This window comes from Microbacterium sp. A8/3-1 (assembly GCF_040267695.1).
GTDB classification, from domain to species: Bacteria; Actinomycetota; Actinomycetes; order Actinomycetales; family Microbacteriaceae; genus Microbacterium; species Microbacterium luteolum.
This window is the reverse complement of sequence record NZ_CP158357.1, coordinates 415,431-442,411: the sequence shown is the minus strand read 5'-3', so window position 1 is coordinate 442,411 and position 26,981 is coordinate 415,431. Positions and strand designations below refer to the sequence as shown.

Annotated in this window: 27 protein-coding genes and 2 tRNA genes; 7 read left to right on the top strand and 22 right to left on the bottom strand. The window is 68.3% G+C overall.

The window, feature by feature from the left end; all coding sequences use genetic code 11:
• The first annotated feature begins 105 nt into the window (after positions 1-105).
• Both valS and ABS642_RS02210 read left to right on the top strand, forming a co-directional pair.
• Positions 106-2,706, top strand: a complete 2,601-nt coding sequence (valS, locus tag ABS642_RS02215; protein WP_350352096.1) for a valine--tRNA ligase — start codon at positions 106-108, stop codon at positions 2,704-2,706.
• Positions 2,706-2,939, top strand: coding sequence for a hypothetical protein (locus tag ABS642_RS02210; RefSeq protein WP_282216848.1), 234 nt, complete (start codon positions 2,706-2,708; stop codon positions 2,937-2,939). Before valS ends, ABS642_RS02210 begins: the two co-directional genes overlap by 1 nt.
• 19 nt (positions 2,940-2,958) lie before the next feature.
• Here the strand turns inward: ABS642_RS02210 and ABS642_RS02205 are convergent, their stop codons facing one another.
• From ABS642_RS02205 to tdh, 4 genes are all read right to left on the bottom strand, one after another.
• On the bottom strand, positions 2,959-3,177 hold the full coding sequence (locus ABS642_RS02205; protein WP_350352095.1) for a hypothetical protein: 219 nt from the start codon (positions 3,175-3,177) through the stop codon (positions 2,959-2,961).
• Positions 3,174-3,785 (bottom strand): helix-turn-helix domain-containing protein, encoded by a 612-nt coding sequence (locus ABS642_RS02200; protein ID WP_282216846.1) that lies wholly within the window; start codon positions 3,783-3,785, stop codon positions 3,174-3,176. The genes ABS642_RS02205 and ABS642_RS02200 overlap by 4 nt, the downstream gene beginning before the upstream one ends.
• A gap of 73 nt (positions 3,786-3,858) precedes the next feature.
• Positions 3,859-5,037, bottom strand: a complete 1,179-nt coding sequence (locus tag ABS642_RS02195; protein ID WP_350352094.1) for a glycine C-acetyltransferase — start codon at positions 5,035-5,037, stop codon at positions 3,859-3,861.
• Positions 5,037-6,080: an L-threonine 3-dehydrogenase gene (gene tdh, locus ABS642_RS02190; protein WP_350353384.1), complete on the bottom strand. Its 1,044-nt coding sequence runs from the start codon at positions 6,078-6,080 to the stop codon at positions 5,037-5,039. The genes ABS642_RS02195 and tdh overlap by 1 nt, the downstream gene beginning before the upstream one ends.
• An 82-nt stretch (positions 6,081-6,162) precedes the next feature.
• Between tdh and ABS642_RS02185 the strand changes: the two genes are divergently transcribed.
• Genes ABS642_RS02185 through ABS642_RS02175 form a run of 3 tightly spaced genes read left to right on the top strand, consistent with a single transcriptional unit; the run spans position 6,163 to position 9,804 of the window.
• Positions 6,163-7,080, top strand: coding sequence for a LysR family transcriptional regulator (locus ABS642_RS02185; RefSeq protein ID WP_350352093.1), 918 nt, complete (start codon positions 6,163-6,165; stop codon positions 7,078-7,080).
• 32 nt (positions 7,081-7,112) lie between these two features.
• Positions 7,113-9,164 carry a M3 family metallopeptidase gene (locus tag ABS642_RS02180; RefSeq protein WP_350352092.1) on the top strand — a complete coding sequence of 684 codons (2,052 nt, stop codon included), beginning with the start codon at positions 7,113-7,115 and terminating at the stop codon, positions 9,162-9,164.
• Positions 9,165-9,171: 7 nt separating this feature from the next.
• The gene (locus ABS642_RS02175; RefSeq protein WP_350352091.1) at positions 9,172-9,804 is read left to right on the top strand and encodes a methyltransferase domain-containing protein; all 633 of its coding nucleotides are present in this window, start codon (positions 9,172-9,174) and stop codon (positions 9,802-9,804) included.
• Positions 9,805-9,820: 16 nt separating this feature from the next.
• On the opposite strand, the gene ABS642_RS02170 is transcribed toward ABS642_RS02175, so the two are convergent.
• The 12 genes from ABS642_RS02170 to ABS642_RS02115 form a co-directional block, all read right to left on the bottom strand.
• Entirely contained in the window at positions 9,821-10,930 is a 1,110-nt protein-coding gene (locus tag ABS642_RS02170) for an epoxide hydrolase (protein WP_350352090.1), read from the bottom strand.
• A gap of 74 nt (positions 10,931-11,004) precedes the next feature.
• Positions 11,005-12,273 (bottom strand): ATP-dependent Clp protease ATP-binding subunit ClpX, encoded by a 1,269-nt coding sequence (gene clpX / locus ABS642_RS02165; protein WP_223627985.1) that lies wholly within the window; start codon positions 12,271-12,273, stop codon positions 11,005-11,007.
• A gap of 186 nt (positions 12,274-12,459) precedes the next feature.
• A complete protein-coding gene (locus tag ABS642_RS02160; RefSeq protein WP_350352089.1) occupies positions 12,460-12,924 on the bottom strand; it encodes a DUF4304 domain-containing protein in 465 nt (154 codons plus the stop codon).
• A gap of 20 nt (positions 12,925-12,944) precedes the next feature.
• Positions 12,945-13,796 carry an aldehyde dehydrogenase family protein gene (locus ABS642_RS02155; protein ID WP_350352088.1) on the bottom strand — a complete coding sequence of 284 codons (852 nt, stop codon included), beginning with the start codon at positions 13,794-13,796 and terminating at the stop codon, positions 12,945-12,947.
• Entirely contained in the window at positions 13,793-15,235 is a 1,443-nt protein-coding gene (locus tag ABS642_RS02150) for an aldehyde dehydrogenase family protein (protein WP_350352087.1), read from the bottom strand. The genes ABS642_RS02155 and ABS642_RS02150 overlap by 4 nt, the downstream gene beginning before the upstream one ends.
• Positions 15,236-15,243: 8 nt before the next feature.
• Positions 15,244-16,245, bottom strand: coding sequence for a deoxyribose-phosphate aldolase (deoC, locus tag ABS642_RS02145; RefSeq protein ID WP_350352086.1), 1,002 nt, complete (start codon positions 16,243-16,245; stop codon positions 15,244-15,246).
• Complete coding sequence (locus ABS642_RS02140) at positions 16,242-17,177, bottom strand: sugar-binding transcriptional regulator (protein ID WP_282216838.1); 936 nt, start codon at positions 17,175-17,177, stop codon at positions 16,242-16,244. Before ABS642_RS02140 ends, deoC begins: the two co-directional genes overlap by 4 nt.
• A 154-nt stretch (positions 17,178-17,331) precedes the next feature.
• Positions 17,332-17,973, bottom strand: a complete 642-nt coding sequence (locus ABS642_RS02135; protein ID WP_282216837.1) for an ATP-dependent Clp protease proteolytic subunit — start codon at positions 17,971-17,973, stop codon at positions 17,332-17,334.
• Positions 17,974-17,993: 20 nt separating this feature from the next.
• Positions 17,994-18,590, bottom strand: coding sequence for an ATP-dependent Clp protease proteolytic subunit (locus ABS642_RS02130; RefSeq protein ID WP_116636734.1), 597 nt, complete (start codon positions 18,588-18,590; stop codon positions 17,994-17,996).
• 79 nt (positions 18,591-18,669) lie between these two features.
• Positions 18,670-19,164, bottom strand: a complete 495-nt coding sequence (locus ABS642_RS02125; RefSeq protein WP_350352085.1) for a tetratricopeptide repeat protein — start codon at positions 19,162-19,164, stop codon at positions 18,670-18,672.
• A 71-nt stretch (positions 19,165-19,235) separates the two neighbouring features.
• The gene (gene tig, locus ABS642_RS02120) at positions 19,236-20,705 is read right to left on the bottom strand and encodes a trigger factor (protein WP_350352084.1); all 1,470 of its coding nucleotides are present in this window, start codon (positions 20,703-20,705) and stop codon (positions 19,236-19,238) included.
• Positions 20,706-20,767: 62 nt separating this feature from the next.
• A tRNA-Pro gene (locus ABS642_RS02115) sits at positions 20,768-20,841 on the bottom strand.
• Positions 20,842-20,981: 140 nt separating this feature from the next.
• Here ABS642_RS02115 and ABS642_RS02110 point away from each other — a divergent pair.
• A tRNA-Gly gene (locus ABS642_RS02110) sits at positions 20,982-21,052 on the top strand.
• Positions 21,053-21,154: 102 nt separating this feature from the next.
• Complete coding sequence (locus ABS642_RS02105) at positions 21,155-22,387, top strand: hypothetical protein (protein ID WP_350352083.1); 1,233 nt, start codon at positions 21,155-21,157, stop codon at positions 22,385-22,387.
• Between the two features lie 71 nt (positions 22,388-22,458).
• Here the strand turns inward: ABS642_RS02105 and ABS642_RS02100 are convergent, their stop codons facing one another.
• The 6 genes from ABS642_RS02100 to ABS642_RS02075 all read right to left on the bottom strand — a co-directional run bounded on the left by ABS642_RS02100 (position 22,459) and on the right by ABS642_RS02075 (position 26,889).
• Complete coding sequence (locus ABS642_RS02100) at positions 22,459-22,812, bottom strand: RNA polymerase-binding protein RbpA (RefSeq protein WP_116636738.1); 354 nt, start codon at positions 22,810-22,812, stop codon at positions 22,459-22,461.
• Complete coding sequence (gene secG, locus ABS642_RS02095) at positions 22,812-23,060, bottom strand: preprotein translocase subunit SecG (RefSeq protein ID WP_029261623.1); 249 nt, start codon at positions 23,058-23,060, stop codon at positions 22,812-22,814. Before secG ends, ABS642_RS02100 begins: the two co-directional genes overlap by 1 nt.
• Positions 23,061-23,141: 81 nt before the next feature.
• Complete coding sequence (gene tpiA, locus ABS642_RS02090) at positions 23,142-23,933, bottom strand: triose-phosphate isomerase (protein WP_282216833.1); 792 nt, start codon at positions 23,931-23,933, stop codon at positions 23,142-23,144.
• Positions 23,924-25,138 carry a phosphoglycerate kinase gene (locus tag ABS642_RS02085; RefSeq protein WP_350352082.1) on the bottom strand — a complete coding sequence of 405 codons (1,215 nt, stop codon included), beginning with the start codon at positions 25,136-25,138 and terminating at the stop codon, positions 23,924-23,926. The genes tpiA and ABS642_RS02085 overlap by 10 nt, the downstream gene beginning before the upstream one ends.
• A gap of 10 nt (positions 25,139-25,148) precedes the next feature.
• Positions 25,149-26,159, bottom strand: coding sequence for a type I glyceraldehyde-3-phosphate dehydrogenase (gene gap / locus ABS642_RS02080; protein ID WP_282216831.1), 1,011 nt, complete (start codon positions 26,157-26,159; stop codon positions 25,149-25,151).
• Positions 26,160-26,262: 103 nt separating this feature from the next.
• A complete protein-coding gene (locus tag ABS642_RS02075) occupies positions 26,263-26,889 on the bottom strand; it encodes a superoxide dismutase (protein ID WP_116636742.1) in 627 nt (208 codons plus the stop codon).
• Between the last annotated feature and the right edge of the window lie 92 nt (positions 26,890-26,981).

Below are 26,981 nucleotides of genomic sequence, written 5' to 3'. Positions count from 1 at the left end.
CGATCCCCGACGGCGAGAGCACATCCGCGGCTCGGTAGACTGGTCGGACAACCCACACTCAGGCACGCTCACACAGTGCCGCATACATCGCGCAAGGAGACCGTCATGTCTATTCCCGACAAGCCCGTACTCGAAGGTCTCGAAGCGAAGTGGGACTCCGCCTGGGCGGAGCATGGAACGTACCTGTTCGACCGCCTCCGTGCGGCTGAGGCCGGACGCGAGGGCGTCTACTCGATCGACACCCCGCCGCCCACGGCATCCGGAAGCCTGCACATCGGCCACGTGTTCTCGTACACGCACACCGACGTCAAGGCGCGCTACGAGCGCATGCGCGGCAAGACCGTGTTCTACCCGATGGGCTGGGACGACAACGGCCTCCCCACCGAGCGACGCGTGCAGAACTACTACGGCGTGCGCTGCGACCCGTCGCTCCCCTACGACGCGGGCTTCACTCCCCCGTTCGAGGGCGGCGACAACAAGTCGAGCCGCGCGGCGGATCAGCAGCCGATCAGCCGCCGCAACTTCATCGAGCTGTGCGAACGCCTCACCATCGAGGACGAGAAGCAGTTCGAGGCCCTCTTCCGCCAGCTCGGACTGAGCGTGGACTGGACCCAGACCTACCGCACCATCTCGGACGACACCATCCGGCAGAGCCAGCTCGCCTTCCTGCGCAACATCGAGCGCGGCGAGGCGTACCAGGCGCTGGCCCCGACGCTCTGGGACGTCGACTTCCGCTCGGCCATCGCGCAGGCCGAGCTCGAGGACCGCGACCAGCAGGCCGCGTACCACACGATCGAGTTCCCCTTCGCGGACGGTTCCGGCTCCATCGCCGTCGACACGACCCGTCCCGAGCTGCTCCCCGCCTGCATCGCGATCGTGACGCACCCGGAGGGTCCCCACAAGCACCTCATCGGCACCAAGGTGCGGACGCCCTTCTTCGACGCCGAGATCGAGATCCACGGCCACCACCTCGCGCAGCCCGACAAGGGCACGGGCGCGGCGATGGTCTGCACCTTCGGCGACGTGACCGACATCATCTGGTGGCGCGAGCTCCGCACCACGACGGGCGACTCCCTTCCGAACATGACCACGATCGGCCTGGACGGGCGCTTCCTTCCCGAGGCGCCGGCATCCGTCGGCGAGGCCGAGGCGTCCGCCTGGTACGCCGAGAACATGGGCGGCAAGACCGTGTTCAGCGCGCGCAAGGCGCTCGTGGAGAAGCTGCAGGAGACCGGCGACATGACCGCCGTCGGCAAGCCGTTCAACCACGCCGTGAAGTTCTTCGAGAAGGGCGACCGTCCGCTCGAGATCGTGTCGACGCGCCAGTGGTACATCCGCAACGGCGCCCGCGACGGCGAGCTGCGCGACCAGCTCATCGCCCACGGCACCGAGCTCGCCTGGCACCCCGAGTTCATGCGCGTGCGCTACGAGAACTGGGTGGGCGGCCTGACCGGAGACTGGCTGGTGTCGCGGCAGCGCTTCTTCGGCGTGCCGATCCCGCTCTGGTACGGCCTCGACGAGAACGGCGAGCGCGACTACGACCGCGTGCTCACGCCCGACGCGGCGTCCCTCCCGATCGACCCGACGACCGACGTCCCCGCCGGATACACCGCGGACCAGCGCGGGGTGGCCGGTGGATTCGACGCCGAGGCCGACATCCTCGACACCTGGGCGACGTCGTCGCTCACGCCGCAGCTCGCCGGTGGCTGGCAGCGCGACGAGGAGCTGTGGCAGCTCACGGCGCCGTTCGACCTGCGCCCGCAGGGCCAGGACATCATCCGCACGTGGCTGTTCTCGACGATGCTCCGCTCCACCCTCGAGGACGGCAGGACGCCGTGGCGCAACGCCGCGATCTCCGGCTTCATCGTCGACCCCGACCGCAAGAAGATGTCGAAGTCGAAGGGCAACGTCGTCACGCCCGCCGACGTGCTGGAGAACCACGGATCGGATGCTGTGCGCTACTGGGCGGCATCGAGCCGACTGGGGATGGACGCGGCGTTCGACCCGCAGAACCCGACGCAGGTGAAGATCGGCCGACGCCTGGCGATCAAGGTGCTCAACGCTGCGAAGTTCGTGCTGTCCTTCCCCGTGCCCGAGGGCGCTCAGGTCACGCACGCACTCGACGCGTCGATGCTCGCGGCCCTCGACGGCGTGGTCGCCGAGGCCACGAAGGCCTTCGACCGCTACGACGCGGCCCGGGCGCTCGAGATCACCGAGGCGTTCTTCTGGACGTTCTGCGACGACTACCTCGAGCTCGTGAAGGAGCGCGCGTACAACCAGACCGACGTGGGCCAGGCATCGGCCGCCCTATCGCTGCGGTCGGCCCTCTCGACGCTGCTGCGCCTGCTCGCGCCGGTGCTGTCGTTCGCCACCGAAGAGGCCTGGTCCTGGTTCGAGGAGGGTTCCGTGCACACGGCCGCGTGGCCGGTGGCCGGGTCCCTGAGCTCGGCGGAGGGCGACCCCGCCGTGCTGTCCGTGGCGAGCGAGGCCCTGATCGGCATCCGTCGGGCGAAGACCGAGGCCAAGGCCTCGCAGAAGACCCCGGTCGCCCGCGCAGTGATCGCCGCTCCCGCCGCCAAGCTCGCCGCGCTCCGCGCCGCTGCCGACGACCTCCGCGCCGTCGGCCGCATCGCGGAGCTCGAGTTCGTCGAGGCCGAGGAGTTCGCGGTCACCGCGATCGAGCTCGCCCCCGTCGAGGAGGCCTGATGCAGCTGGGCACGCGCTGGGCAGCGGGATCGGAGCCGCCGGCTTCGGTACCCGCCGCCCTGCGCCCGGCGATCGCCGAGGTCGAGGCGAAGACGGCTGGGCCCCTGAGCCTGTCGAAGGGCCACTGGACCCTCACCTGGCTGGAGGGCCGGGCGATCGCCGAGCTCGATGCCGGCTGGGAGGTCTTCCAGACCGCCTCAGGCGACGTCGTGGCTCGCCCCTTCCAGGACTGACCGCTCACCTGGGGCAGGGTCAACGCAGCGGGAGTCCCAGCTGCGCGAGGGCGAGATCTACGGCACGCGGGTCCTGCTTGCGGGCCTGCTGCTCGCGGAGCAGGTCGAGGGCCATCTCGCGGCGCTCGGCGCGCGCGACGATGCGCCGGTCGACGTGTCGGGCGAGCCAGAGCGCGGTGCGCTGAAGAAGTCGTTCGAAGGGCGTCGGGGACGCGAGGCGGAGCGTTGCGGTGGTCATGATCCCTCCTCAGGGCTGTGGCGGCGGCTGTTCGCCTTCGGCAGGTCGAAGATGTCGGCACGGAGGGACACCCGACGCACGTCAGGCCCTGTCTGTCCGCGGAAGCGCTCGATCGCGCTGTCGACGAGGGCCTCGAGCTCTTCCCTGAGCTCCATGACCTGAGCGGCGGTCATGTCGAGGTGCGTCGTCATGGTCAGGGCGACATCGCGCCATTCCTCCGGCACATCGGAGTCGGGGCGGTTGAGATGAGCCATCAGCGACTCCTGACGCAGTCGGAAGAACTCCGACGTCACGATCTGCGCGGCGGCGCGATTCGCCGGCGACATCGCCTCATCAGGACCGGGCATGTCGATCCGCCCCTTGGGCCGCTCCCACCACCGCTCCCGGGCGGTGCCGCGACCCTCGACCTCGCGGATGAGGTCGTGCGCGGCGAGGGCACGCAGGTGATAGCTCGTGGATCCCGAGGTCTCACCGACCAGCGCGGCGAGCGAGCTGGACGTCTGCGGTCCCTGCGAGGCGAGCAGATCGAAGATCCGCACGCGCAGCGGGTGCGCGAGAGCCTTGAGCGCCCCCGAGTCCAGGGTCCTGATCTGCGTGTTCTCCGTCATGCATGCAAAGATACCCTTGCAAAGAGTTCTTTGCAAGCGTTTCTTTGCAACAGGTTCTTTGCAGTTGGCGGGATCAGCCGATCGACGCCCTCGCCGTGACGAAGGCTGCGACGCAGCGCTCGATCTGCTCGGCGGTGTGGGCCGCCGAGAGCTGCACGCGGATGCGGGCGAGACCGCGCGGAACGACCGGGAAGCTGAACGCGGTCACGTAGACCCCCTGCGCCTGCATCTCCGTCGCGATGCGCGCTGTCTTGGCGGCGTCGCCGAACATGACCGGCACGATGGGGTGCTCCCCCGGCAACAGGTCGAAGCCCTCCGCCGTCATCCGTTCACGGAAGTGCGCAGCGTTCTCGCGCAGCCGGGCGCGCAGGTCGGCGGATCCCTCCACCAGGTCGAGCGCCGTCAGGGTGCCGGCGACGATCGCCGGCGCGAGCGTGTTCGAGAACAGGTATGGCCGTGACCGCTGACGCAGCAGGGCGACGATGTCGGCGTGCGAGGCGACGTATCCTCCGGATGCTCCGCCGAGGGCCTTCCCGAAGGTCCCGGTGTAGATGTCGACGCGATCGGCGACACCGCAGAGCTCCGGCGTGCCCCGACCGTTCTCGCCGACGAAGCCCACGGCATGCGAGTCATCGACGAACACGAGCGCGTCATAGCGCTCGGCGAGGTCGCAGATCTCGGCGAGCGGGGCGATGTATCCGTCCATCGAGAACACGCCGTCCGTCACGACCACGCGGAACCGCGCATCGGATGCCGCGCGCAGCTGCTCCTCGAGATCTGCCATGTCGCGGTTGCGGTAGCGCAGCCGCCGCGCCTTCGACAGACGGATGCCGTCGATGATCGACGCATGGTTGAGCTCGTCCGAGATGATCGCGTCCTCGACGCCGAACAGCGTCTCGAACACACCCCCGTTGGCGTCGAAGCACGACGAGTAGAGGATCGCGGCCTCCGTGCCGAGGAAGCCCGCCAGGCGTCGCTCCAGCTCCAGGTGCTGCTCCTGCGTGCCGCAGATGAAGCGAACGCTGGCGAGACCGTAGCCCCACTCCTGCAGGGCCGTCGTCGCCGCGTCGAGGATCCGCGGGTCGTCCGCGAGGCCCAGGTAGTTGTTCGCGCAGAAGTTCAGCACCTCCGCGCCGTCCGCCGTGATCTCGGCGCTCTGCGCGCCACGGATGCCGCGCTCGTGCTTCGTGAGCCCCGCCTCCTCGATCCCCGCCAGCTCCGACTCCACATGCTTCTGGAAAGTCCCGTACATCACAGCTCCGTCCAATCGAGGATGATCTTGCCCGTGCCCGCGGACTCCGCCGCGGCGAAACCCGACTCCCAGTCGCGGGCCGGGATGACGTCGGCGATGACGCGGCCGATCGATTCCCGGAGCGTCGCGCTGGTCTGCAGCATCGCCCCCATCGCGTTCCAGGTCTCGAACATCTCGCGCCCGTAGATGCCCTTGATGGTGAGCATGTGGGTGACGAGCTTCCCCCAGTCGATCTCGAAGCCTGAGCTCGGCAGGCCGAGCATCGCGATGCGCCCACCGTGGTTCATATTGTCGATCATGGCGGGAAGAGCGGATGCCGAGCCGCTCATCTCGAATCCGATGTCGAAGCCCTCGCGCAGGCCGAGCACGCGCTGCGCGTCGCGGATGTCGCGTTTCGAGACGTCGACGACCTCGTCGGCGCCCATCCGTCGCGCCATCTCCAGGCGAGGGGCGCTGACGTCGGTCGCCGTGATGAACCGCGCTCCGGCATGCCGCGCGACCGCGATCGCCATGAGACCGATCGGACCGCAGCCCGTGACCAGCACGTCCTCGCCGATGAGCGGGAAGGTGAGCGCGGTGTGCACGGCGTTGCCGAGGGGATCGAAGATCGCACCCAGCTCGGGGCTCACCTCGGCGTGATGCACCCAGACGTTCGTGGCGGGGAGCGACAGGTACTCGGCGAAGGCGCCGTCGCGCTGGAGTCCGAGGCCGATGGTCCGGATGCACATCTGACGTCGCCCCGCGCGGCAGTTGCGGCAGGTGCCGCACACGATGTGCCCTTCCCCGGAGACGCGATCCCCCACGGCGATGTCGTGCACGAGGGGTCCGACCTCGACGACCTCGCCGTAGAACTCGTGCCCGGGGATGAGCGGCGCGGCGATCGCGGAGGCGGCCCAGTCGTCCCAGCGGCGGATGTGCAGGTCGGTTCCGCAGATCCCGGTGCGGAGCACCCGGATGATCACCTCGTCGGCGGCGGCCACCGGATCGGGTCGGTCGACGAGTTCCAGACCAGGACCGCGTGCGCCTTTGAACAGTGCCTTCATGGTCTCGATCACACCGCATCCGACCCTGTAGAGCAATCCTCATCGTCTGCACCATCGTTGTAGTCGGAGCTAAACTTTGAGGATGGAACTCCACCAGCTGCAGATCCTGCGTGAGCTGCACGCCCTGGGCAGCGTCACAGCTGTGGCCGAGGCGCTGCGAGTGACGCCGTCGGCCGTCTCGCAGCATCTCGCGGCCCTGCAGCGCGGCTTCCGCAGCCCGCTCACCCGCAGAGAGGGCAGGACGCTCGTGCTCACCCGCGCCGGTGAGGTGCTCGCGGCCGCCGGTGCGGACGCGATCGACGCGATGGCGGCGGCGCGGAACGCCCTCGACGACTTCGAGGGCACGGCGACCGGCGTCGTGAGCATCAGCGGATTCCACAGCGTGGGCCAGGCATTGTTCGGGCCGCTGCTGCGCGAGCTCTCCGGCATCCCTGACGCCCCCACCGTCCAGCTCACCGACGAAGATGTCGCGCAGAGCGAGTTCCCCGGGCTCACGGCGCGCCACGACCTCGTGCTGGCGCACCGCATGGAGCACTCCGATCCATGGCCGGCCCAGGGCGTGCGCAGTCTGACGCTGATCCGCGAGCCTCTGGACGTCGCCGTTCCGGCATCCCACCCGCTGGCCTCTCGCACCAGCGTCACGCCGCAGGACGTCGTCGGCGAGCGGTGGGTGACGAGCCGGGTCGGATACTCCCCCGACGACGTGCTCCGCGCGGTGTCCGCTGTCGCGAAGCGGCCGATCGAGGTGCAGCATCGCATCAACGACTACGGCGCGGTCTCGGCGGTCGTCGCTGCGGGCGGCGTGCTGGGAATGCTGCCGCGCTTCACCTCGCGAGGCGTCGACGATCACGACATCGTGCGCGTGCCGCTGCGGGGCGTGAGCACCCATCGCATGATCGATCTGCTCGCCCGACCCGAGAACCTGCGGCGCCGCTCCGTACGACTCACCGTCGACGCGCTGCAGCGCGTGATGACGAGGCTGAGCGACGACGCCTCCTGATCGCGGCCCCCACCGATGGCTAGGCTCGGAGGATGACCGACGCCTCGAACCCGCTGCTCCAGCCGTCTGCACTCCCCTACGGGCTTCCCGACTACCGCGCGATCCGCCCCGAGCACTACCTCCCCGCCTTCCGCGCAGCCTTCGATGAGCACCTTCGCGAGGTCTCCCGCATCACCATGGTGCGCTCGATGCCGACGTTCGAGAACACCATCGAGGCGCTCGAGCGATCGGGCGAACTGCTGGATCGCGTGTCGCACGCGTTCTACACCGTGAGCTCGGCCGATGCGACGCCGGCGATCCAGGCGGTCGACGAGCAGCTCGCTCCGCTCATGGCCGCCCACCAGGATGCGGTCGCGCTCGACAGCGCGCTGTACTGGCGCGTGCAGCAGGTGCATGACCAGCTCGAGCATCTCGAACTCGACGCAGAGCAGCGCCATCTGGTCGAGCGGCACCACCGGGAGATGACGCACGCGGGCGCCGGACTCGACGACGAGGCGAAGGCCCGGCTGACCCTGCTCAATCAGCAGCTGTCGACCCTGAGCAACACGTTCGAACGGAACCTCCTCAACGACACGAACGACCTCGCCGTGGTCTTCGAATCCGCCGAGGAGCTCGACGGGCTGAGCGCGGGAGAGCTCTCCGCGGCGGCCCGCGCCGCACAGGAGCGCGACCTGGACGGCGGCTTCCTGATCGCCCTCCCACTCTTCACCGGCCACCCGTACCTCGCGCAGCTGCGCGACAGGGAGTCGCGCCGCCGCATCATGGCCGCGTCGCGGGAACGCGCCTCGCGCGACAATGCGAACGACAACCGTCCGATCCTCACCGAGATCGTCCGCCTGCGCGCCGAGCGCGCCCACCTCCTCGGGTACGAGTCGCACGCTGCCTACGTCACCGCGGACGAGACGGCCGGCACCCCGGAGGCGGTCGAGCGGATGCTGCGCCGACTCGCCGCCCCTTCGGCACGGAACGCCGCCGCCGAGCGCGACGCCCTGCAGGCGATCGTCGACGAGACCGAGGCAGCGCCCTTCCCCGTGGAGGCGCACGACTGGGCGTTCTACACCGAGAAGGTGCGCACTGCCCGCTACGACATCGACTCCGGAGCGCTGCGACCCTGGTTCGAGGCCGAGCGGGTCCTGCAGGACGGCGTCTTCTTCGCCGCGGAGCGCCTGTTCGGCGTCACGTTCGCAGAGCGCCGCGATCTCGTGGCCTACCACCCCGGTGCGCGCGTGTTCGAGGTGAGCAACGCCGATGGGAGCGCCCTCGGGCTCTACATCCTCGATCTCTACACCCGTGACGCCAAACGCGGTGGCGCGTGGATGAATCCGATCGTCAGCCAGTCGCGGCTGCGTGGCACGGCGCCGGTGGTTGTGAACAACCTGAACGTTCCGCTGCCCGGCGACGGCGAGCCCACGCTGCTGACGCTCGATGAGGTCACGACGCTGTTCCACGAGTTCGGGCATGCGCTGCACGGCCTGTTCGCGACCGTCACCTACCCGCATTTCGCCGGGACGAACGTGTTCCGCGACTTCGTCGAGTTCCCGAGTCAGGTGAACGAGATGTGGATCCTGTGGCCCGAGGTCCTCGACAATTACGCGCGGCACCACGAGACCGGGGAGCCGCTGGATCCCGCGATCGTCGAGCGTCTTCGGTCCACCGAGACGTTCGACCAGGGACACGCGACCAGTGAGTACCTGGCCGCCGCATGGCTCGACCAGGCGTGGCACCGGATCGGGACCGCGACCGAGATCGACGACGTCGCGGCCTTCGAAGCGGCGGCGCTCGCCGACATCGGTCTCGACGACCCGGTGGTTCCCACCCGCTACTCGTCCACGTACTTCGCGCACGTCTTCTCCGGCGGATACAGCGCCGGGTACTACTCGTACATCTGGAGCGAGGTGCTCGACGCCGACGCCGTCGAGTGGTTCCGCGAGAACGGCGGCCTGACCCGCGAGAACGGTGACCGCTTCCGCGACCGGCTCCTGGGTGTGGGAGGTTCGAAGGACCCCCTCGAGGCATACCGTGACTTCCGCGGCCGCGACGCCGAGATCGGGCCGCTGCTGACGCGTCGCGGCCTCGAGGCCTGAGACGCGCATGCAGGACCCGCTGCGCCTGATCAGCGACGCCTTCGACGCGCGTGCCTCCCGCTACGACGAGAGCGCGATGCATCGCTCGGTCGCCGCGGCGACGGCCGAGTTCCTCGACCTGTCCGAGGCGGACGTCGTTCTGGATGTCGCCACCGGCACCGGTCTCGTGCTCCGGGAGATCGCGTCGAGGGCCGCCGATCCGCACCTCATCGGCGTCGACATCTCCGCCGGGATGCTGGACGTCGCACGGTCGCACCTGCCGAAAGCCCGGTGGATCGAGGCGGAAGCCTCCGCGATCCCGCTCCCCTCGGGATCCGTCGACCTGATCACCTGCGTGACAGCGCTGCACATCATTCCCGATGTCGCCGGAGCGGCCGCGGAGTGGCGACGGCTTCTCCGGCCCGGCGGGCGTCTCGTCACCGCGACCTTCCGCAAGATCGACACGTCCGGACACGGCGCTCCCGAGGCCTCCACGGCCGACAGGCCCTATGACCGCGACCACGAGCCCTACTCGAGCACCACGCGCCTCGCCGAGACCTTCGGGAGCTACGGCTTCACGATGCGGCGCCACCGGGATTGGGGCGACGGAACCGACGAGCTGCTCATCGCGGAACTCGTCGCGGATGCTGCCCTGAGCTGATCCGCGCCTCCTGACATCACACCGCGAGTAGCCCGAGCCCGCGCGCGAAGGCGCGCATCCGCTCCGCCATCGCCTGCGGGACTTCGGCGACAGCGAAGTGCCCTCCCTCCGGCATCCGATCGAAGGAGCGCAGGTCGCGATAGTACGCGCGGGCGACGCTCTCCGGGTAGTCGTGTTCGTGCGTCTGGATCGCGACAGCCGCCGGCACCTCGACCGGGGGGATCCGCTCGTCGTCACCGCCGTCGAAGTAGGGGCGAAAGGACGTTGCGATGCTCTGTGTCGCCCAGTAGATCGTCGCCTCGGTGAGAATCCGGTCGCGCGAGATCCGTCGCTCGACCAGCTCCGGCTGCGCAGTGGGCGTGTCGCTCCACTCGACGAGCTTCTCGGTGAGCCATGCGAGCAGGCCCGCGGGAGAATCGTTGAGCCCGACGGCGAGCGTGTCGGGGCGCGTCGCCTGGATGTGCCCGTAGGCACCATGCGGCCCGCCACGGGCGGCGAGTGCGTCGAAGAACGCCCGCGCCTCCGGTTCGTCCAGAGCGTCGCGCTCCTCTGAGGTGCCGAAGTGCGCGTGGGTCGCGAGGATCCCCTGCACCGCCTCCGGGTGACTTGCGGCGATGAGGTCGCTCACGTTCGCGGTGACGTCTTCGCCGTACGTCAGGTAGCGCTGATACCCCAGCACGTCCGTCATGAGCGTGTGCATGAGTTCTGCCATGACGCGCTCGGTCAGCGTGCCGTCGAACGGCGCGGAGAAGCCGAACCCCGGCAGGCTGGGAACCACGACGTGGAAGTCCGGCAGCAACCGCGCGAACTCGAGCTGGAGAGCGAACGTGTGAGGCCACCCGTGCATGACGAGCAGTGCGGGCGCTTCGGGCCGATCGGACGGAAGGTGGACGAAGTGGATGTCGGTGCCGTCGACGTCGGCGAGGTACTGCGGATTCTCGTTCAGCGATCGCTCGCGAGCCCGCCAGTCGAAGTCCGCCCAGCTGTCGACGAGCGCACGGAGGTACTCGGCGGACAGGCCCGCCTCTGGGCGACGAGGCGAGTCCGGCAGCAGCCGAGTTCGCGCGAGCCGCGCACGAAGGTCGTCGATGACGTCGTCCGGGATGGCTATCTGGAAGCTGCGCATGGCGTGACGCTACGCGTGGCCACCGACATCCCGGACGGCTGGACGCTCCCGCGGCTCGTCGCCGCGGGCCGGACTCACGCGCTCTTGCGCTTGCGCTCCATCACGATGGTGGGCGGTGCGCCCTCGTCGACGGCGGCGCGGGTCACGATGACCTTCGCGACGTCTTCGGCAGACGGGATCTCGAACATGATCGGACCGAGCACGTCTTCCAGGATGGCGCGGAGGCCGCGGGCGCCGGTCTTGCGATCGACGGCGAGGTCGGCGATCGATCGCAGCGCCTCTTCGTCGAACTCGAGCTGGACGCCGTCGAGCTCGAACATGCGCTGGTACTGCTTGACCAGTGCGTTGCGGGGACCCGTGAGGATCTCCATCAGCGCGTCCTGATCCAACGGCGAGACGTTCGTCACGACGGGCAGGCGACCGATGAACTCCGGGATGAGTCCGAACTTGTGCAGGTCCTCGGGCAGCACCTCGCTGAACAGGTCGAGGTCCTTGGTCTTGTCGTGCAGAGGAGCACCGAAGCCGATGCCGTGCTTGCCGACGCGCGCCGAGACGATGTCCTCGAGACCGGCGAACGCACCGGCGACGATGAACAGGACGTTCGTCGTGTCGATCTGCAGGAACTCCTGGTGCGGGTGCTTGCGACCGCCCTGCGGCGGAACCGAAGCGACCGTGCCCTCGATGATCTTGAGCAGCGCCTGCTGCACGCCCTCGCCCGATACGTCGCGCGTGATCGACGGGTTCTCGGCCTTGCGGGCGATCTTGTCGACCTCATCGATGTAGATGATGCCCTGCTCGGCGCGCTTGACGTCGTAGTCCGCGGCCTGGATGAGCTTGAGGAGGATGTTCTCGACGTCTTCGCCGACGTAGCCCGCCTCGGTCAGCGCGGTCGCGTCGGCGACGGCGAACGGCACGTTGAGACGCTTGGCGAGGGTCTGCGCGAGGTAGGTCTTGCCGCAGCCGGTCGGTCCGATCAGGAGGATGTTGCTCTTCGCGATCTCGACCTCTTCGGCCTTCTGCTCCGCCGTCTGGAGGGTGCCGTGTGCGCGGACGCGCTTGTAGTGGTTGTACACGGCGACGGCCAGTGCGCGCTTCGCGGGTTCCTGCCCGACCACGTACTCCTCGAGGAACGAGAAGATCTCCCGCGGCTTCGGCAGATCGAACTCCGCGACGCCCTCGGCGGACGACTCGGCCATCCGCTCCTCGATGATCTCGTTGCACAGCTCGACGCACTCGTCGCAGATGTACACACCGGGGCCAGCGATGAGCTGCTGCACCTGCTTCTGACTCTTTCCGCAGAATGAGCACTTGAACAGGTCAGCGCTTTCACCGATACGGGCCATGCGCGTCCTCCTATGGGGGATCCAGAGATCGTTCTTCGAGCCTAACCTCTGCGTACGACACAGGGCCGCATTGGCGCGTACCGGTCTGGCAACGACCCGAGACGACGAGAGGCCGGGTGCGCAGTCACTGCGCACCCGGCCTCCGGTGGTCTCGGATCAGACCATGCTCTTCGTGTGCCAGACGGTCTACTTGCTTCCAGGCTCGGCCAGGTCGCCCGTGGCCAAGCAGAGCTGCATCGCCGGAAGCACGACGTCGACGATCAGGTCGGCGATCTCGACCGCAAGCTCTCGACGACCTCTGCCGCTTGCATCGAGCGACCACCACCGGTCCTGGCCATCGATGAGTTGACCTGCTCGCACCTCCCAGAACTCTCCTATGCGCCCGTATCCGGTGTTCGGTGACGGCTTCGCCGGATAATGTCTTTCCGCGCGCACCTGGTTCCAGAAGGCCTTCGGGATCACCTGCGCGTTGATCGTGAACCTCGACAGACTGCTCGTGCTTGCAGTCGACGTCTGAACACCGACCTGAGCGAACCAGTCGGCATCCGGGAACACGAACTTCCGTTCCGTCCCTCGAAACCCCGCCGTTCGGAGAATCGGCGCTACATCGTCTCGCAGCATCGAACGCAGCTGCTCCTGCGCGGTAACCATCGCCTCGCCTCCCACTCAGATCAAACGAGACTCTTCGTGTGCCAGACCGTCTTGACCTCGGTGAAGGCGCCGATGCGCTCGGGCGAGGCGACGACCTCTCCCGGCGCGAGGACGCGCTTCAGCGTCTCGGCCGCGGCGATCTGCATGTCGACCCAGTCCAAATCGCCCGCTCCGGCAAGATCGAGCGCGTTCACGTCCTGGTGCGAGGCGAGCCACGGCGCGATCTCGGCCGGCGAGCCGGTGAGGACGTTGACGACTCCCCCGGGCACATCGCTGGTGGCGAGCACCTCGGCGAGGCTGATGGCGGAGAGCGGATGCTGCTCGCTCGCGATCACCACGACGGTGTTGCCTGCGACGAGCGCCGGTGCGACGACCGAGACCAGGCCGAGCAGCGCGGAGTCCTGCGGCGCGACGATCGCGACGACGCCGGTCGGCTCCGGCACCGAGATGTTGAAGTACGGACCCGAGACGGGGTTCGCGTTTCCGGCGACCTGCGCGTACTTGTCGCACCAGCCGGCGTACCAGACCCAGAGGTCGATCGCCTCGTCGACCTGCGCGGCAGCGGCCGACGAGGATCCGCCCTCCTGGGCGACGATCTCGTCGATGAACTGCGCACGGCGCCCCTCGAGCACCTCGGCGACCCGGTACAGCACCTGTCCGCGGTTGTAGGCGGTCGCACCCGACCAGCCCTTGACGGCGGAGCGCGCGGCGACCACGGCGTCGCGGGCATCCTTGCGGGATCCCTGCGCGGCGTTGGCCAGGAACGCGCCCTTCGGCGAGAGCACCTCGTAGGTCCGGCCCGACTCGCTCCGCGGGAACGCCCCGCCGATCGCGAGCTTGTACGTCTTCGGCACGGTCAGACGCTTGCTCATGCTGCGGCTCCCTTGAGGTAGGCGGTGAGGCCCTGACGTCCGCCTTCGCGGCCGTATCCGGACTCCTTGTAGCCGCCGAACGGGCTCGACGGATCGAAACGGTTGAACGTGTTCGCCCAGATCACTCCGGCACGCAGACGATCGGCGACCGCGAGGATGCGCGACCCCTTGTCCGACCAGATGCCGGCGGAGAGCCCGTACGGCGTGTTGTTCGCCTTGGCGATCGCCTCGGCCGGGGTGCGGAAGGTCAGCACCGAGAGCACCGGCCCGAACACCTCGTCCCTGGCGATGCGATGCGATGCCTCGACGCCGGTGAAGATCGTCGGCGCGAACCAGAACCCCTTCTCCGGGATGACGCAGTCCGCGGTCCAGCGCTCCGCGCCCTCGGCCTCGCCGATGTCGCTGAGCTCTCGGATTCGGGCGAGCTGAGCCGCCGAGTTGATCGCACCGATGTCGGTGTTCTTGTCGAGCGGATCGCCGAGGCGCAGCGTCGACAAGCGGTTCTTGAGCCGGTCGATGACCTCGTCGTGGATCGACTCCTGCACCAGCAGCCTGCTGCCTGCGCAGCAGACGTGACCCTGGTTGAAGAAGATGCCGTTCACGATGCCCTCGACCGCCTGGTCGATGGGTGCGTCATCGAAGACGATGTTGGCGGCCTTGCCGCCGAGCTCGAGCGTGAGCTTCTTCTTCGTGCCGGCGACGGCCTTGGCGATGTCGCGGCCGACGCCGGTGGAACCGGTGAAGGCCACCTTGTCGACGTCGGGGTGGCGCACGAGGGTCGCGCCGGTCGCGCCGGCGCCCGTCACGATGTTCACGACACCCGCAGGAAGGTCGGCCTGCTGCAGGATCTCCGCGAAGATCAGGGCGGTCAGCGGCGTGGTCTCGGCCGGCTTCAGCACGACCGTGTTGCCGGCGGCCAGGGCGGGGGCGAGCTTCCACGCGAGCATCAGCAGCGGGAAGTTCCACGGGATCACCTGCGCGGCGACGCCCAGCGCACGGGGGTTCGCGCCGAGCCCCGCGTGGTCGAGCTTGTCCGCCCACCCCGCGTAGTAGAAGAACCAGGAGGCGACGAGCGGAACGTCGACGTCGCGGCTCTCCTTGATGGGCTTGCCGTTGTCGAGGCTCTCGGCGACGGCGAGCTCGCGGGCCCGCTCCTGCACGAGGCGGGCGATGCGGAAGAGGTACTTGCCGCGGTCGCGCCCGCTCATCCTCGACCAGGTCTTCTCGTAGGCGCGGCGAGCCGCGGCGACGGCGCGGTCGACGTCACCGTCATCCGCCGTGGCGATCTCGGCGATGCGCGTCTCATCCGAGGGCGAGATGGTGCTGAAGCTCATGCCTGAGCCGTCGACGAACTCGCCGTCGATGAACAGTCCGTAGCTGTCCTTGAGATTCAGGATCGCCTTCGACTCCGGTGCCGGAGCGTATTCCAGAAATGACATGGTGCTTCCTAGTCGATCGTGACGTAGTCGGGGCCGGAGTAGTGGCCGGAGCTGAGCTTCTGACGCTGCAGGAGCACATCGTTGAGCAGGCTCGACGCGCCGAAGCGGAACAGGTGCGGCTGGAGCCACTCCTCCCCCACCGTCTCGGCGACCGTGACGAGGTACTTCACGGCATCCTTCGATGCGCGGATGCCGCCGGCGGGCTTCACGCCGATCTTCTCGCCCGTGCCGCGGTACCAGTCGCGCACGGTCTCGAGCATGAGCAGCGTGGTGGGCAGCGTGGCCGCGGGCTGGACCTTGCCGGTCGAGGTCTTGATGAAGTCGCCGCCCGCCAGGATGCCGAGCCACGATGCGCGCTTGATGTTGTCGTAAGTGTTGAGCTCGCCGGTCTCGAGGATGACCTTGAGCGAGGCGTACGAGCCGTCCTCGCGGCGGCAGGCCTCCTTCACCTGGGCGATCTGGTCGAAGACAAGACCGTAGCGCCCGGAGAGGAATGCCCCGCGGTCGATGACCATGTCGATCTCGTCAGCTCCGGCGGCGACAGCTTCGGCCGTATCGGCGAGCTTGATCGCCAGGGACGAGCGTCCGCTGGGGAACGCGGTGGCCACGGCGGCGACCGAGATCAGCCCGTCGTCGGGGTCTCCATGGAGACTGCCGAGCGCGGTGACCGCGTCACCGACCATGTCGCCGTACACGCAGACCGCCGCGACCCGGGGAGTCGACGCATCAGCGGCATCCGGATTCTTCGCCTTCGCGACGAGCGAGCGCACCTTGCCGGGAGTGTCTGCACCCTCGAGCGTGGTGAGGTCGATCAGCTTGATGATCGTGTCGAGCGCCCACGCCTTCGACGTGGTCTTGATCGATCGGGTGCCGAGTCCGGCGGCCCGCCGCTCCAGGCCGACGGCGTCGACGCCCGGAAGTCCGTGCAGGAAGCGTCGGAGGGTGGCGTCGTCCGGCTCACCGCCGAGGACGTCCACCGCCGCTCTGCGGCTGAGTTCTTTGGTCGTCACTGTTCCTCCAACAATGCTCGTGCTGTGGTCTCATCGGTCACCAGAACGCCGCACAGGCCGCTGGTCACGACTGTACGCGCGATGTCGTGCTTGGCGGGGCCCGCGGTGACGAAGATCGCGCGCTTCGCCCCGCGCAGACGGTCGAGCGAGACGCCGACGGTGCGGGCGTCGAGCTGCGAGTCGACGATGTTGCCCTCGGCATCGACGTAGCGTCCGAGGACGTCGCCGACCGCACCCCTTCGTGCGAGTTCTTCGACGTCCTCCGCGGTGAGGTAGCCGTTCTCGACGTGGGCGGATGTCGCGTCACAGGGTCCGGCGGTGAAGAGGAATGCCTGTGCGTCTGCGGCCTCCTCGAGGATCGCCGCTACCGTGCGGTCGGACTCGATCGCCTGCTTGGTCTCGACGCGCTCGAGGATCGCGGGGCTCGGCAGCAGCGAGACCTGTCCGGATGCGCGTTGCGCGATCGTCACGGCGAGGCCCGCGGCGCCGCCGGAGCGTCTGTTCAGGCTGACTCCGCCGTTGAGCTGCACGACGGTGACGCCGTTGGCCCAGCCGTCAGGGAGCGCCTCGGCGACCGCCCGGAGCGTGCGGCCCCAGCTCACGCCCAGCGTGCGCGGTGCCGGCCGGAGAGCGGACAGGAAGTCGGCGGCCGCTTGGGCGACGCGCTCCAGCGTGCCGTCGTCGCCGTCGGGAGCGGGCACGACGACCGCATCGGCCAGCCCGAAGCGCTCGACGAGGAGACGCTCGAGGCCGAGGCGCCGTGCGCGAGGGTGCACGATCTCGATGCGGACGATGCCGCGCTCGCGCGCCTGTGTCAGGAGCCGGCCGACCTTCCACCGGGAGACCTTGAGGAGTCCGCCGATCTCGTCCTGTGTCTTGTCCTCGTCGTAGTACAGCTCGGCGACGCGGACCATGAGCAGATCGTCTTCCACGGCATCCTCCTTCCTCTTCCAGAGTAGGGCCTGATCCGCGTTCGCGCACGGTGTTGCTCATATGAGCAATCGCTCCGGCAGTGGTTGCACATCCGGAGGGAACGACGAAGGGGCGCCCGTCGTGATGACGGACGCCCCTGCGAAGTCGAGCTGCTCAGGCGCGCTTGCGCGTGGTGAGCACCTGGTCGACGATGCCGTACTCGAGCGCCTGCGCGGCCGAGAGGATGTTGTCGCGGTCGATGTCGCGGTTGACCTGCTCGACGGGCTTGCCCGTGTGAGCGGCCATCGTCTCCTCGAGCCAGGTGCGCATGCGGAGGATCTCCGCCGCCTGGATCTCGATGTCGGATGCCTGGCCCTGGCCGGCCTCGCCCATCGCGGGCTGGTGGATCAGCACCCGGGCGTTCGGGAGCGCGAGACGCTTGCCCGGCGCACCGGCCGCCAGCAGCACGGCCGCGGCCGAAGCCGCCTGTCCGAGCACGACGGTCTGGATCTGCGGCGCGACGTACTGCATCGTGTCGTAGATCGCCGTCATGGCCGTGAACGAGCCACCGGGCGAGTTGATGTACATCGTGATGTCGCGCTCGGCGTCCTGGCTCTCCAGGACGAGCAGCTGCGCCATCACGTCGTCGGCGGACGCGTCGTCGACCTGCACGCCCAGGAAGATCACGCGATCTTCGAAGAGCTTGTTGTACGGGTCCTGGCGCTTGAAGCCGTAGGCCGTGCGCTCCTCGAACTGCGGGAGCACGTAGCGGCTGGACGGCAGGTTGCCTGCGGATTGGAAAGTGGGGGTGTACATGGTGTCCTCTCGAATCCGGATTACTCTGCGTCGTCCGCGGTGCCGCCGCCGCCGGTCACATCGCTGGCGTGCTCGCGGATGTGGTCGACGAACCCGTACTCGAGGGCCTCCTCGGCGGTGAACCAGCGGTCGCGGTCACCGTCGGCGTTGATCTGCTCGACCGACTTGCCGGTCTGACCCGCCGTGATCTCCGCGAGGCGCTTCTTCATCGAGAGGATGAGCTGCGCCTGCGTCTGGATGTCGCTCGACGTGCCGCCGAATCCGCCGTGCGGCTGGTGCAGCAGGACGCGCGCGTTCGGGGTGATGTAGCGCTTGCCCTTGGTGCCGCTCGTCAGCAGGAGCTGACCCATCGACGCGGCCATGCCGATGCCGACGGTGACGATGTCATTCGGCACGAACTGCATGGTGTCGTAGATCGCCATGCCCGCGGTGATCGAGCCACCGGGCGAGTTGATGTAGAGGTAGATGTCTTTCTCTGAGTCTTCCGCGGCGAGAAGAAGGATCTTCGCGCAGATCTCGTTGGCGTTCTGGTCACGCACCTCTGAACCAAGCCAGATGATGCGATCCTTCAGCAGCCTGTCGAAGACGCTCGTCGCGACAAGGGGTTCTGCAGCCATTTCAGCTCCTGTTTCCGTGTTCGTGCTTCGAATCTACCGGCGCCGGCGCGGCACCCAGGCCGTGTTCGCCGTCGGCATATCAGGTGTCGGAGTCCGCGATCTCGTGCGCGTAGGCGGTCATCGAGCGGTGGTAGCGCGGGAGGTGCGGCACCAGCGCGAGAAGCGCGACTGAGAGGCCCTGCGCGGGCCGGCCGGCGCTGGCGAGAATGAGGGCATGCACGGCCGCGACCGCATCGCGGTACGGACCGTCGGCCGAGAGCTCCTCCTCCGCACGGATCACCGCGAGGGCGTCGTCGAACTCACCCAGGTTCCGCAGCGAGCTCGCCAGCTGGATCACGCACTGCGGGCGGTGCTCCTCATCCAGCCCGAGCGCCAGGGCGCGTCGGTACAGGACGACGGCCTCGGCTGGGAGGCCCGCCGAGTCCCGCGCACCCGCCCGCTCGAACTCGGCTCTGCCGTCATCCGCTCCGCGTTCGGCCGCGAGGGCGTCGATGCGTGCGATCGTGTCGTCGCCGACCTCTTCGCCGCTGGCATCCGCCCAGACGTCGTCGATCCGCTCGTCCCAGCTCTTCATGATCGCCTCCCGTTGATTCGAAAAGAGGGCGGATGCCGAAGCATCCGCCCTCTTCACTGGATCGTGTCCGATCACTCGGCTTTGTCGGCCGCCTTCTTGGCCGGAGCCTTCTTGGCGGCGGGCTTCTTGGCGGCGGGCTTCTCCGCAGCCTCGGCGTCGTCGGCCTTCTTCGCGGGAGCCTTCTTGGCAGCAGGCTTCTTCGCAGGAGCCTTCTTCGCGGGCTTCTCCTCCGCCGGAGCCTCGTCAGCCGCCTCAGCCTCGTCGTCCGTGACGATGAAGTCCGACAGGTCGACGGGCTTGCCGTTGCTGTCGACGACCTTCACCTTGCCGAGCGCGATCGCGAGGGCCTTGTTGCGGGCGACCTCGCCGACGAGCGCGGGCAGCTGGTTGGACGACTGCAGCGCCTCGACGAACTCCTGCGGAGCCATGCCGTACTGCGATGCGGACTGGATGAGGTACTGGCTGAGCTCCTCCTGCGAGACCTGTACGTCGGCCTGCTCGGCGATCGTGTCGAGCAGCACCTGCGTGCGGAACTGCTTCTCGCTCGCCTCGGTGACCTCGGCGCGGTGCACGTCGTCCTCGAGGCGGCCTTCGCCCTCGAGGTGGTTGTGCACCTCGTCCTCGATGAGCTGCGGCGGGACGGGGATCTCGATCTGCTCGAGCAGCGCCTCGACGAGCTTGTCGCGAGCGGCGGAGCCCTGCGTGAAGACGCCCTGCTGGGCGACGCGCTCGGCGAGGCTCGCGCGGAGCTCGGCGATGGTGTCGAACTCGCTGGCGATCTGCGCGAAGTCGTCGTCGGCCTCGGGGAGCTCGCGCTCCTTGACCGCCTTGACGGTCACCGAGACCTCGGCCTCGGAACCGGCGTGGTCGCCGCCCACGAGAGCCGAGCGGAACGTGGTGTCCTCACCCGCGGTGAGCGACTCGATGGCGTCGTCGATGCCCTCGAGCAGCTCGCCGGAGCCGAGCTCGTACGACACGCCCTCGGCGCGGTCGATCTCGGCGCCGTCGATCGTGGCGACGAGGTCGAGGTCGACGAAGTCGCCCTTCGCGGCGGGACGGTCGACCGGGACGAGCGTGCCGAAGCGGGCGCGCATGTTCTCGAGCTCGGCGTCGAGCGCGGCCTCATCGGCCTCGACGGCGTCGACGGTCACGGTGATGCCGTCGTAGGACGGGATCTCGATGTCGGGACGCACGTCCACCTCGACGTCGACGAGCAGGTCGCCCGAGAAGTCCTTCTCGTTCGGCCACTGCGTGATGTCGGCCGCGGGGCGCCCGACGACGCGCAGCTTATGCTCGGCACTCGCCTCGCGGAAGAACTTGTCGAGGCCCTCGTTGACGGCGTGCTCGATGACCGCGCCGCGACCGATGCGCTGGTCGATGATCGGGGCCGGGACCTTGCCCTTGCGGAAGCCGGGGATCTGGACGTCCTGAGCGATGTGCTCGTAGGCGTGAGCGATGCTCGGCTTGAGGTCGTCCGGGGTGACCGTGATGCTGAGCTTGACCCGGGTCGGGGTCAGCTTCTCGACGGTGCTGTTCGCCATGCTGGTGTGTTCTCCTTGTTGTCTCCGCGAGTGAACGCGGCTGTCAGGCTGAAGATGCCGTGTCGGGGCGACAGGAGTTGAACCTGCGACCTCCCGCTCCCAAAGCGGGCGCTCTACCAAGCTGAGCTACGCCCCGGGGAATCCGCGCGCAGATTCAGCCCCATCGAGTCTAACGGACGGGAGCACCCCTCACGGTCCGGTATGATCGATCACGCCGGAGTTCCGATTCCGGTCCGATCCCCGGGTCACTGATCCTGTAGAAGTGCACCGGAATTCGGGGCTGTAGCTTAGTGGTAAAGCCTTAGTCTTCCAAACTAATGATGCGGGTTCGATTCCCGTCAGCCCCTCGCCTCCAGAAGGCCCTCACCGCACGGTGGGGGCCTTCTCGCATACCCTGGCAGTGCCGATGCATGCAGTTTCGAACGTGAGGCCGATCGAATGAGGACGACGTGACCGCTCTCCCCCCGCACGGCGCTGACGCGCCGGCCCCCGTCCCCCTCGGCGGACACCGGCTCTCGACGTCCTTCGGCAGTGCAGGAACGGCGACCGCTCCCCCGCGCACGCCCCGGAAGAAGCGCACGGGTCTCGTCCTCAGCCTGGTCGGCGGCGCCGCCGTCATCGCCGCACTCGCGATCACCCAGGTCTCGGCCAGCCTCGGTTACGACGCTGCGGCAGACGACCATGCGGATGCCGTCGCCGCTGCGAGCAGCGAGAAGAGCCAGCTCCGTGCGGAGAATGCCGATCTTCAGAGCGTCGCGGATGCCGCGGGCCTGATCATCGCCGGCGAGAACGAGGCCATCGTCGCGCCGCCGGAGACGGAACAGGCCCTCGCCGGCGCCGTCACCGAGGCCCAGAAGGCCGTGGCGGAGGCTGACGCACTGATCGCCACGGAGGTCTCCCCGGCCGGCGAGAAGCCCACCTGGTTCTGGGAGCTGTTCGGTGCGACCACTCGACTCGACGAGAAGCGCGACGAGGCCGTGGACCTCGCCGACGACCTCCTCGCCGAAGCGGCAGACGTCCTCACCTCCTCCGACGCGGTCACGGAGAGCGGGGTCGCGCTCCTGACCACTGCGGGCGAGGCGGCCGTCGCCTTCGAGGCGGCCCACATCTCCGCACGCAATGACGCGGTGATCGATCTGCGCGACGCGGCTGCCGCGGCGATCGCCACGACCACGATCGACGATGCGGCGGTGAGCACGTACACGAGCCTCCAGAATGCGGCCGCGCAGGTCGTCGCCACCGAGAACGAGGAGCTGGCCGAGAAGTCCGGCCCCCTGATGAACGCCCGGCTCGAGATCGAGGCATTCGCACGAGCCCTCGCCCCGGGGGTGCTGCTGGAGTTCGACTGGGCCCCGGTCGTCAACGGCGCCGGGTTCAACGGCAGCATGGGCGGGTACACCACGTGGTGGTGGGACGAGCCCGGCCGCTCCGTGATCCAGCTGTCGGACTCCGTGGCCGAGCAGTGGCCGGCCGATCGCAGCAGGGCACTCGTCGCGCACGAAGTGGGACACGCGATCAGCGTGAAGTGCGAGGACATGTACGACTCGTCGACGCAGGACAGCATCGAGAAGTGGGCGACCGCGTGGGCCATCAGCATGGGGTACACCGACGACGCCAACGGGGTGTGGGCGTACGGCTACCCGCCGCAGAGCTACATCGATGCCGCAGCAGGATGCCGCTGAGCGGCTGCCGCTGAGACGGAAGAAGCCGCCGCGATCTCTCGCGGCGGCTTCTTCGATGTCAGATCAGGAGCTCACTGGCCCCGACGCTCGCGCAGCTGCGTGAGCGCGTCCTCGAGGAGCTGGACGGCTTCCTCGTCGGTGCGACGCTCCTTCACGTAGGCGAGGTGCGTCTTGTAGGGCTCGGCCTTCGCGAGGGCAGGAGGATTCTCCTTGTCGCGACCGGCCGGCAGTCCCGACTGTGGGTGGTCGATGGTCTCGGGGATCTCCTCTTCGGGGAGACCCGCGGCGAAGTAGCGGACCGTCTCGTTGCCGAGACCGTCCCAGTACGACACCGCGATGCGGTCGGCATGGTAGCCGTGGTCCTGCTCCCCCATGGGGCCGGAACCGACACGGGTTCCGCGAATGGCGTTACCACCGGTAGCCATCAGATCACCTCGAACTTCGTGATGAGTCCGAGCGCGACGATGGCGACGAACCAGGTCAGCGCGAGGACGACGGTGAAGCGGTTAAGGTTCCGCTCCGCGAGACCGGAAGAGCCGACCGCCGAGGTCATCCCTCCGCCGAACATGTCGGAGAGGCCGCCACCGCGACCCTTGTGCAAGAGGATGAGGAGGGTCAGCAGGACGCTGGTGATACCCAGCACGACCTGCAGGACGAACTCGAGAATTGCCACGAGAAAGAGCCTTTCGCTGGGGCACGTGCGCCCCCGTAACGGTCAAGTATACGGTGCAGCGGGGCCGGAGCCCCGCCGCACTCACACGCCGACGTGCTTCTCGAAGCGGATGATCGCGGCGAACTCGTCGACGACGAGGCTCGCGCCGCCGACCAGGGCGCCGTCCACATCGGGCTCCCGCATGAAGCTGGCGATGTTCGCCGACTTCACCGAGCCGCCGTAGAGGATACGGGTGCGCGCGGCCGCGTCATCCCCGAGGACCTTCGCGATGACGGTGCGGAGCGCCGCGCAGACGTCCTGCGCCTGCTGCGGCGTCGCGGCCTGACCGGAGCCGATGGCCCAGACGGGCTCGTACGCCACCACGATGTCGGCCTTCGGAGACACGCCCTGGAGCGCTGCCTCGAGCTGACCGGCGGGGACCGCGCTGGCGCCGAACTTCTCCAGGTCCTCCGCGGTCTCGCCGACGCAGATGACCGGGACGAGCCCGTGCTTGAGCGAAGCCTGCACCTTGGCGGCGACGACCTCGTCCGACTCGGCGTGGTACTCGCGACGCTCGGAGTGCCCGATGATGACGTACTTCGCGTCGAGCTTCGCCAGGAACGCGCCGGAGATCTCACCCGTGTACGCGCCGGAATCGTGCGCCGACACATCCTGCGCGCCGAGGGCGAACGGGATCTTGTCCGCGTCGATCAGCGTCTGCACGCTGCGGATGTCGGTGAACGGCGGGAACACCGCCACCTCGACGGATCCGTCCTCGTGCTTGGCGTCCTTGAGCGTCCAGTGCAGCTTCTGCACGAACGCGACCGCCTGCAGGTGGTCCAGGTTCATCTTCCAGTTGCCCGCGATCAGCGGGGTACGGGTCGCTATGCCCATCCGAGCACCTCCAGGCCGGGTAGTTTCTTTCCCTCGAGGAACTCGAGGCTGGCGCCGCCACCGGTCGAGATGTGACCGAACTGGTCGTCGGTGAAGCCGAGCTGGCGCACGGCGGCCGCGGAGTCGCCGCCGCCGACGACGCTGAGGCCGTCGACCTCGGTGAGCGCCTGCGCGACCGTCTTGGTTCCGGCCGCGAACGCCGGGAACTCGAACACGCCCATCGGGCCGTTCCAGAACACCGTCTTCGACCCGCGGATGACCTCGGCGAACCGGGCAGCCGTCTCCGGACCGATGTCGAGTCCGATGCCGGACGCACCGAAGGCCGTCGACTCGATCGCGTCGGCGGAGACGGTCTCGTGCGCGGCATCCGCGCTGAACGCAGCAGCGACCACGACGTCGGTCGGGAGCACGAACTCCACGCCGCGCTCGGCAGCCTCCGCGATGTAACCGCGGACCGTCTCGACCTGGTCCTCCTCCAGAAGGCTGGAGGCCACGTCGTGACCCTGCGCCTTGAGGAACGTGAACAGCATGCCGCCGCCGACGAGGATCCGGTCGACGCGCGGCAGCAGGTGCGAGATCACGCCGAGCTTGTCGCTGACCTTCGAGCCGCCGAGGACGACCGCGTACGGACGCTCCGGCTTCTCGGTGAGGCGGTCGAGCACGTCGAGCTCGGTCTCGATCAGCAGGCCGGCGGCCGAGGGCAGCAGCTCGGCGAGCTCGTACACGCTCGCCTGCTTGCGGTGCACGACGCCGAAGCCGTCGGAGACGAGCACGTCGCCCAACGACGCGAGTTCGGCGGCGAAAGCGGCGCGCGTGGCGTCGTCCTTCGCGGTCTCCCCCGCGTTGAACCGCAGGTTCTCGATGACGACGACCCCGCCGTCCTCGAGCGAGGCCACGGCGTCCTGTGCCGACTCGCCGACCGTGTCGCGTGCGAACGCGACCGGGGCGCCGAGCAGCTCGGACAGCCGCTGAGCCACCGGCTCGAGGCTGTACTGGGGGTCGGGCGCGCCGTCGGGGCGGCCGAGGTGAGAGCACACGACGACGCGGGCGCCCGCGTTGATGAGTGCGTTGAGAGTCGGCAGCGAGGCGCGTACACGGCCATCGTCCGTTATGACCCCGTCCCGCAGGGGGACGTTCAGATCACAACGGACGATGACGCGCTTGCCCTCGAGCGAACCCAGTGTGTCCAGGGTGCGCAGAGTCATGTGTCAGACCTCAGAGACGCTCGGCGACGTACTCGGTCAGGTCGACCAGACGGTTGGAGTAGCCCCACTCGTTGTCGTACCAGCTCGAGACCTTGACCAGGTTGCCGCTCACGTTGGTGAGGGTCGAGTCGAAGATCGACGAGTGCGGGTTGTGCACGATGTCGCTCGAGACGATCTGGTCGGCGTTGTACTGGAGGTAGCCGGCGAGACGACCGTCAGCCGCCGCCTTCTTGTACGCCTCGTTGACCTCGTCGACCGTCAGGTCCGTGCGGTCGGTGATCAGCGTGAGGTCGACGATCGAGCCGGTGGGAACCGGAACGCGGTACGACGAGCCGCTGAGCTTGCCCTGCAGCTCGGGGAGGACCTCGCCGATGGCCTTGGCCGCACCGGTCGACGCCGGGGTGATGTTGATCGCGGCGGCGCGCGCACGACGGAGGTCGCTGTGCGGGCCGTCCTGCAGGTTCTGGTCGGCCGTGTACGCGTGAGCGGTCATCATGAAGCCGCGGTCGATGCCGAACGCGTCGTTGAAGACCTGCGCGAGGGGCGCGAGGCAGTTCGTGGTGCACGAGGCGTTGGAGATGATGTGATCCGTCTCCGGGTTGTACGTGTCCTCGTTCACGCCCATCACGAACGTGCCGTCGACACCCGTGCCGGGAGCCGAGATGAGGACCTTCTTCGCGCCGGCGTCGATGTGCTTCTTGGCGGCCTCGGCCTTGGTGAAGAAGCCGGTCGACTCGATGACGATGTCGACACCCAGCTCGCCCCACGGGAGGTTGGCGGGGTCGCGCTCGGCGAACGCCTTGATGGCCTTGCCGTTGACGGTGATGCTGTCGTCGTCGTAGCTGATCTCGGCGTCGAGGACGCCGCCGACCGAGTCGTACTTCAGCAGGTGCGCGAGGGTCTTGTTGTCGGTGAGGTCGTTGACCGCGACGATCTCGAGGTCTGCTCCCTGCGCGAGAGCCGCGCGGAAGTAGTTGCGTCCGATGCGGCCGAAGCCGTTGATACCGATCTTGACAGACACTAAGGTCTCCTGATTTCTCGTGCGCATACGCGCGGTTTCAACTAGACAAGCATGGACAACGGCGTCCCGACGGGCCAGATGTCCGTCGGGACGCCCGTCTTGATTACGACAGTACCAGCAGGCCGTTCGTCTGCTTGCGGGCGACCTCGAGGCGCTGGGCGACGTTCTCCCAGTTGGCGATGTTCCACGCCGCCTTGACGTAATCCGCCTTGACGTTGAGGTAGTCCAGGTAGAAGGCGTGCTCCCACATGTCCAGCTGGAACAGCGGGATCGTGCCCTGTGCCGTGTTCGACTGCTGGTCGAAGAGCTGCTGGATGATCAGGCGCGAGCCGATCGAGTCCCAGCTGAGCACGGCCCAGCCGGAGCCCTGGATGCCGGTTGCCGCTGCCGTGAAGTGGGCCTGGAACTTCTCGAACGAGCCGAAGTACTCGTCGATGGCGGCCTTCAGCTCGCCCTCGGGCTGTCCTCCGCCGTTCGGCGACAGGTTCGTCCAGAAGATCGAGTGGTTGACGTGACCACCCAGGTTGAAGGCGAGGTCCTTCTCGAGCTTGTTGACGTTCGCGAGGTTGCCGCTCTCACGGGCTTCGGCGAGCTGCTCGAGGGCCGTGTTGGCTCCGGCGACGTAGGTCGCGTGGTGCTTGTCATGGTGGAGTTCCATGATCTTGCCGCTGATGTGCGGCTCGAGGGCTGCGAAGTCGTAGGGAAGGTCGGGGAGCGTGTAAATCGCCATATCGCATTCATCCAATCCGCGCCGCGCCGCGGCGCTTGCCGATCCTCCGCGCCACCGATGTGCGGCGTAGAGCGGACGTAACTCATCCTACT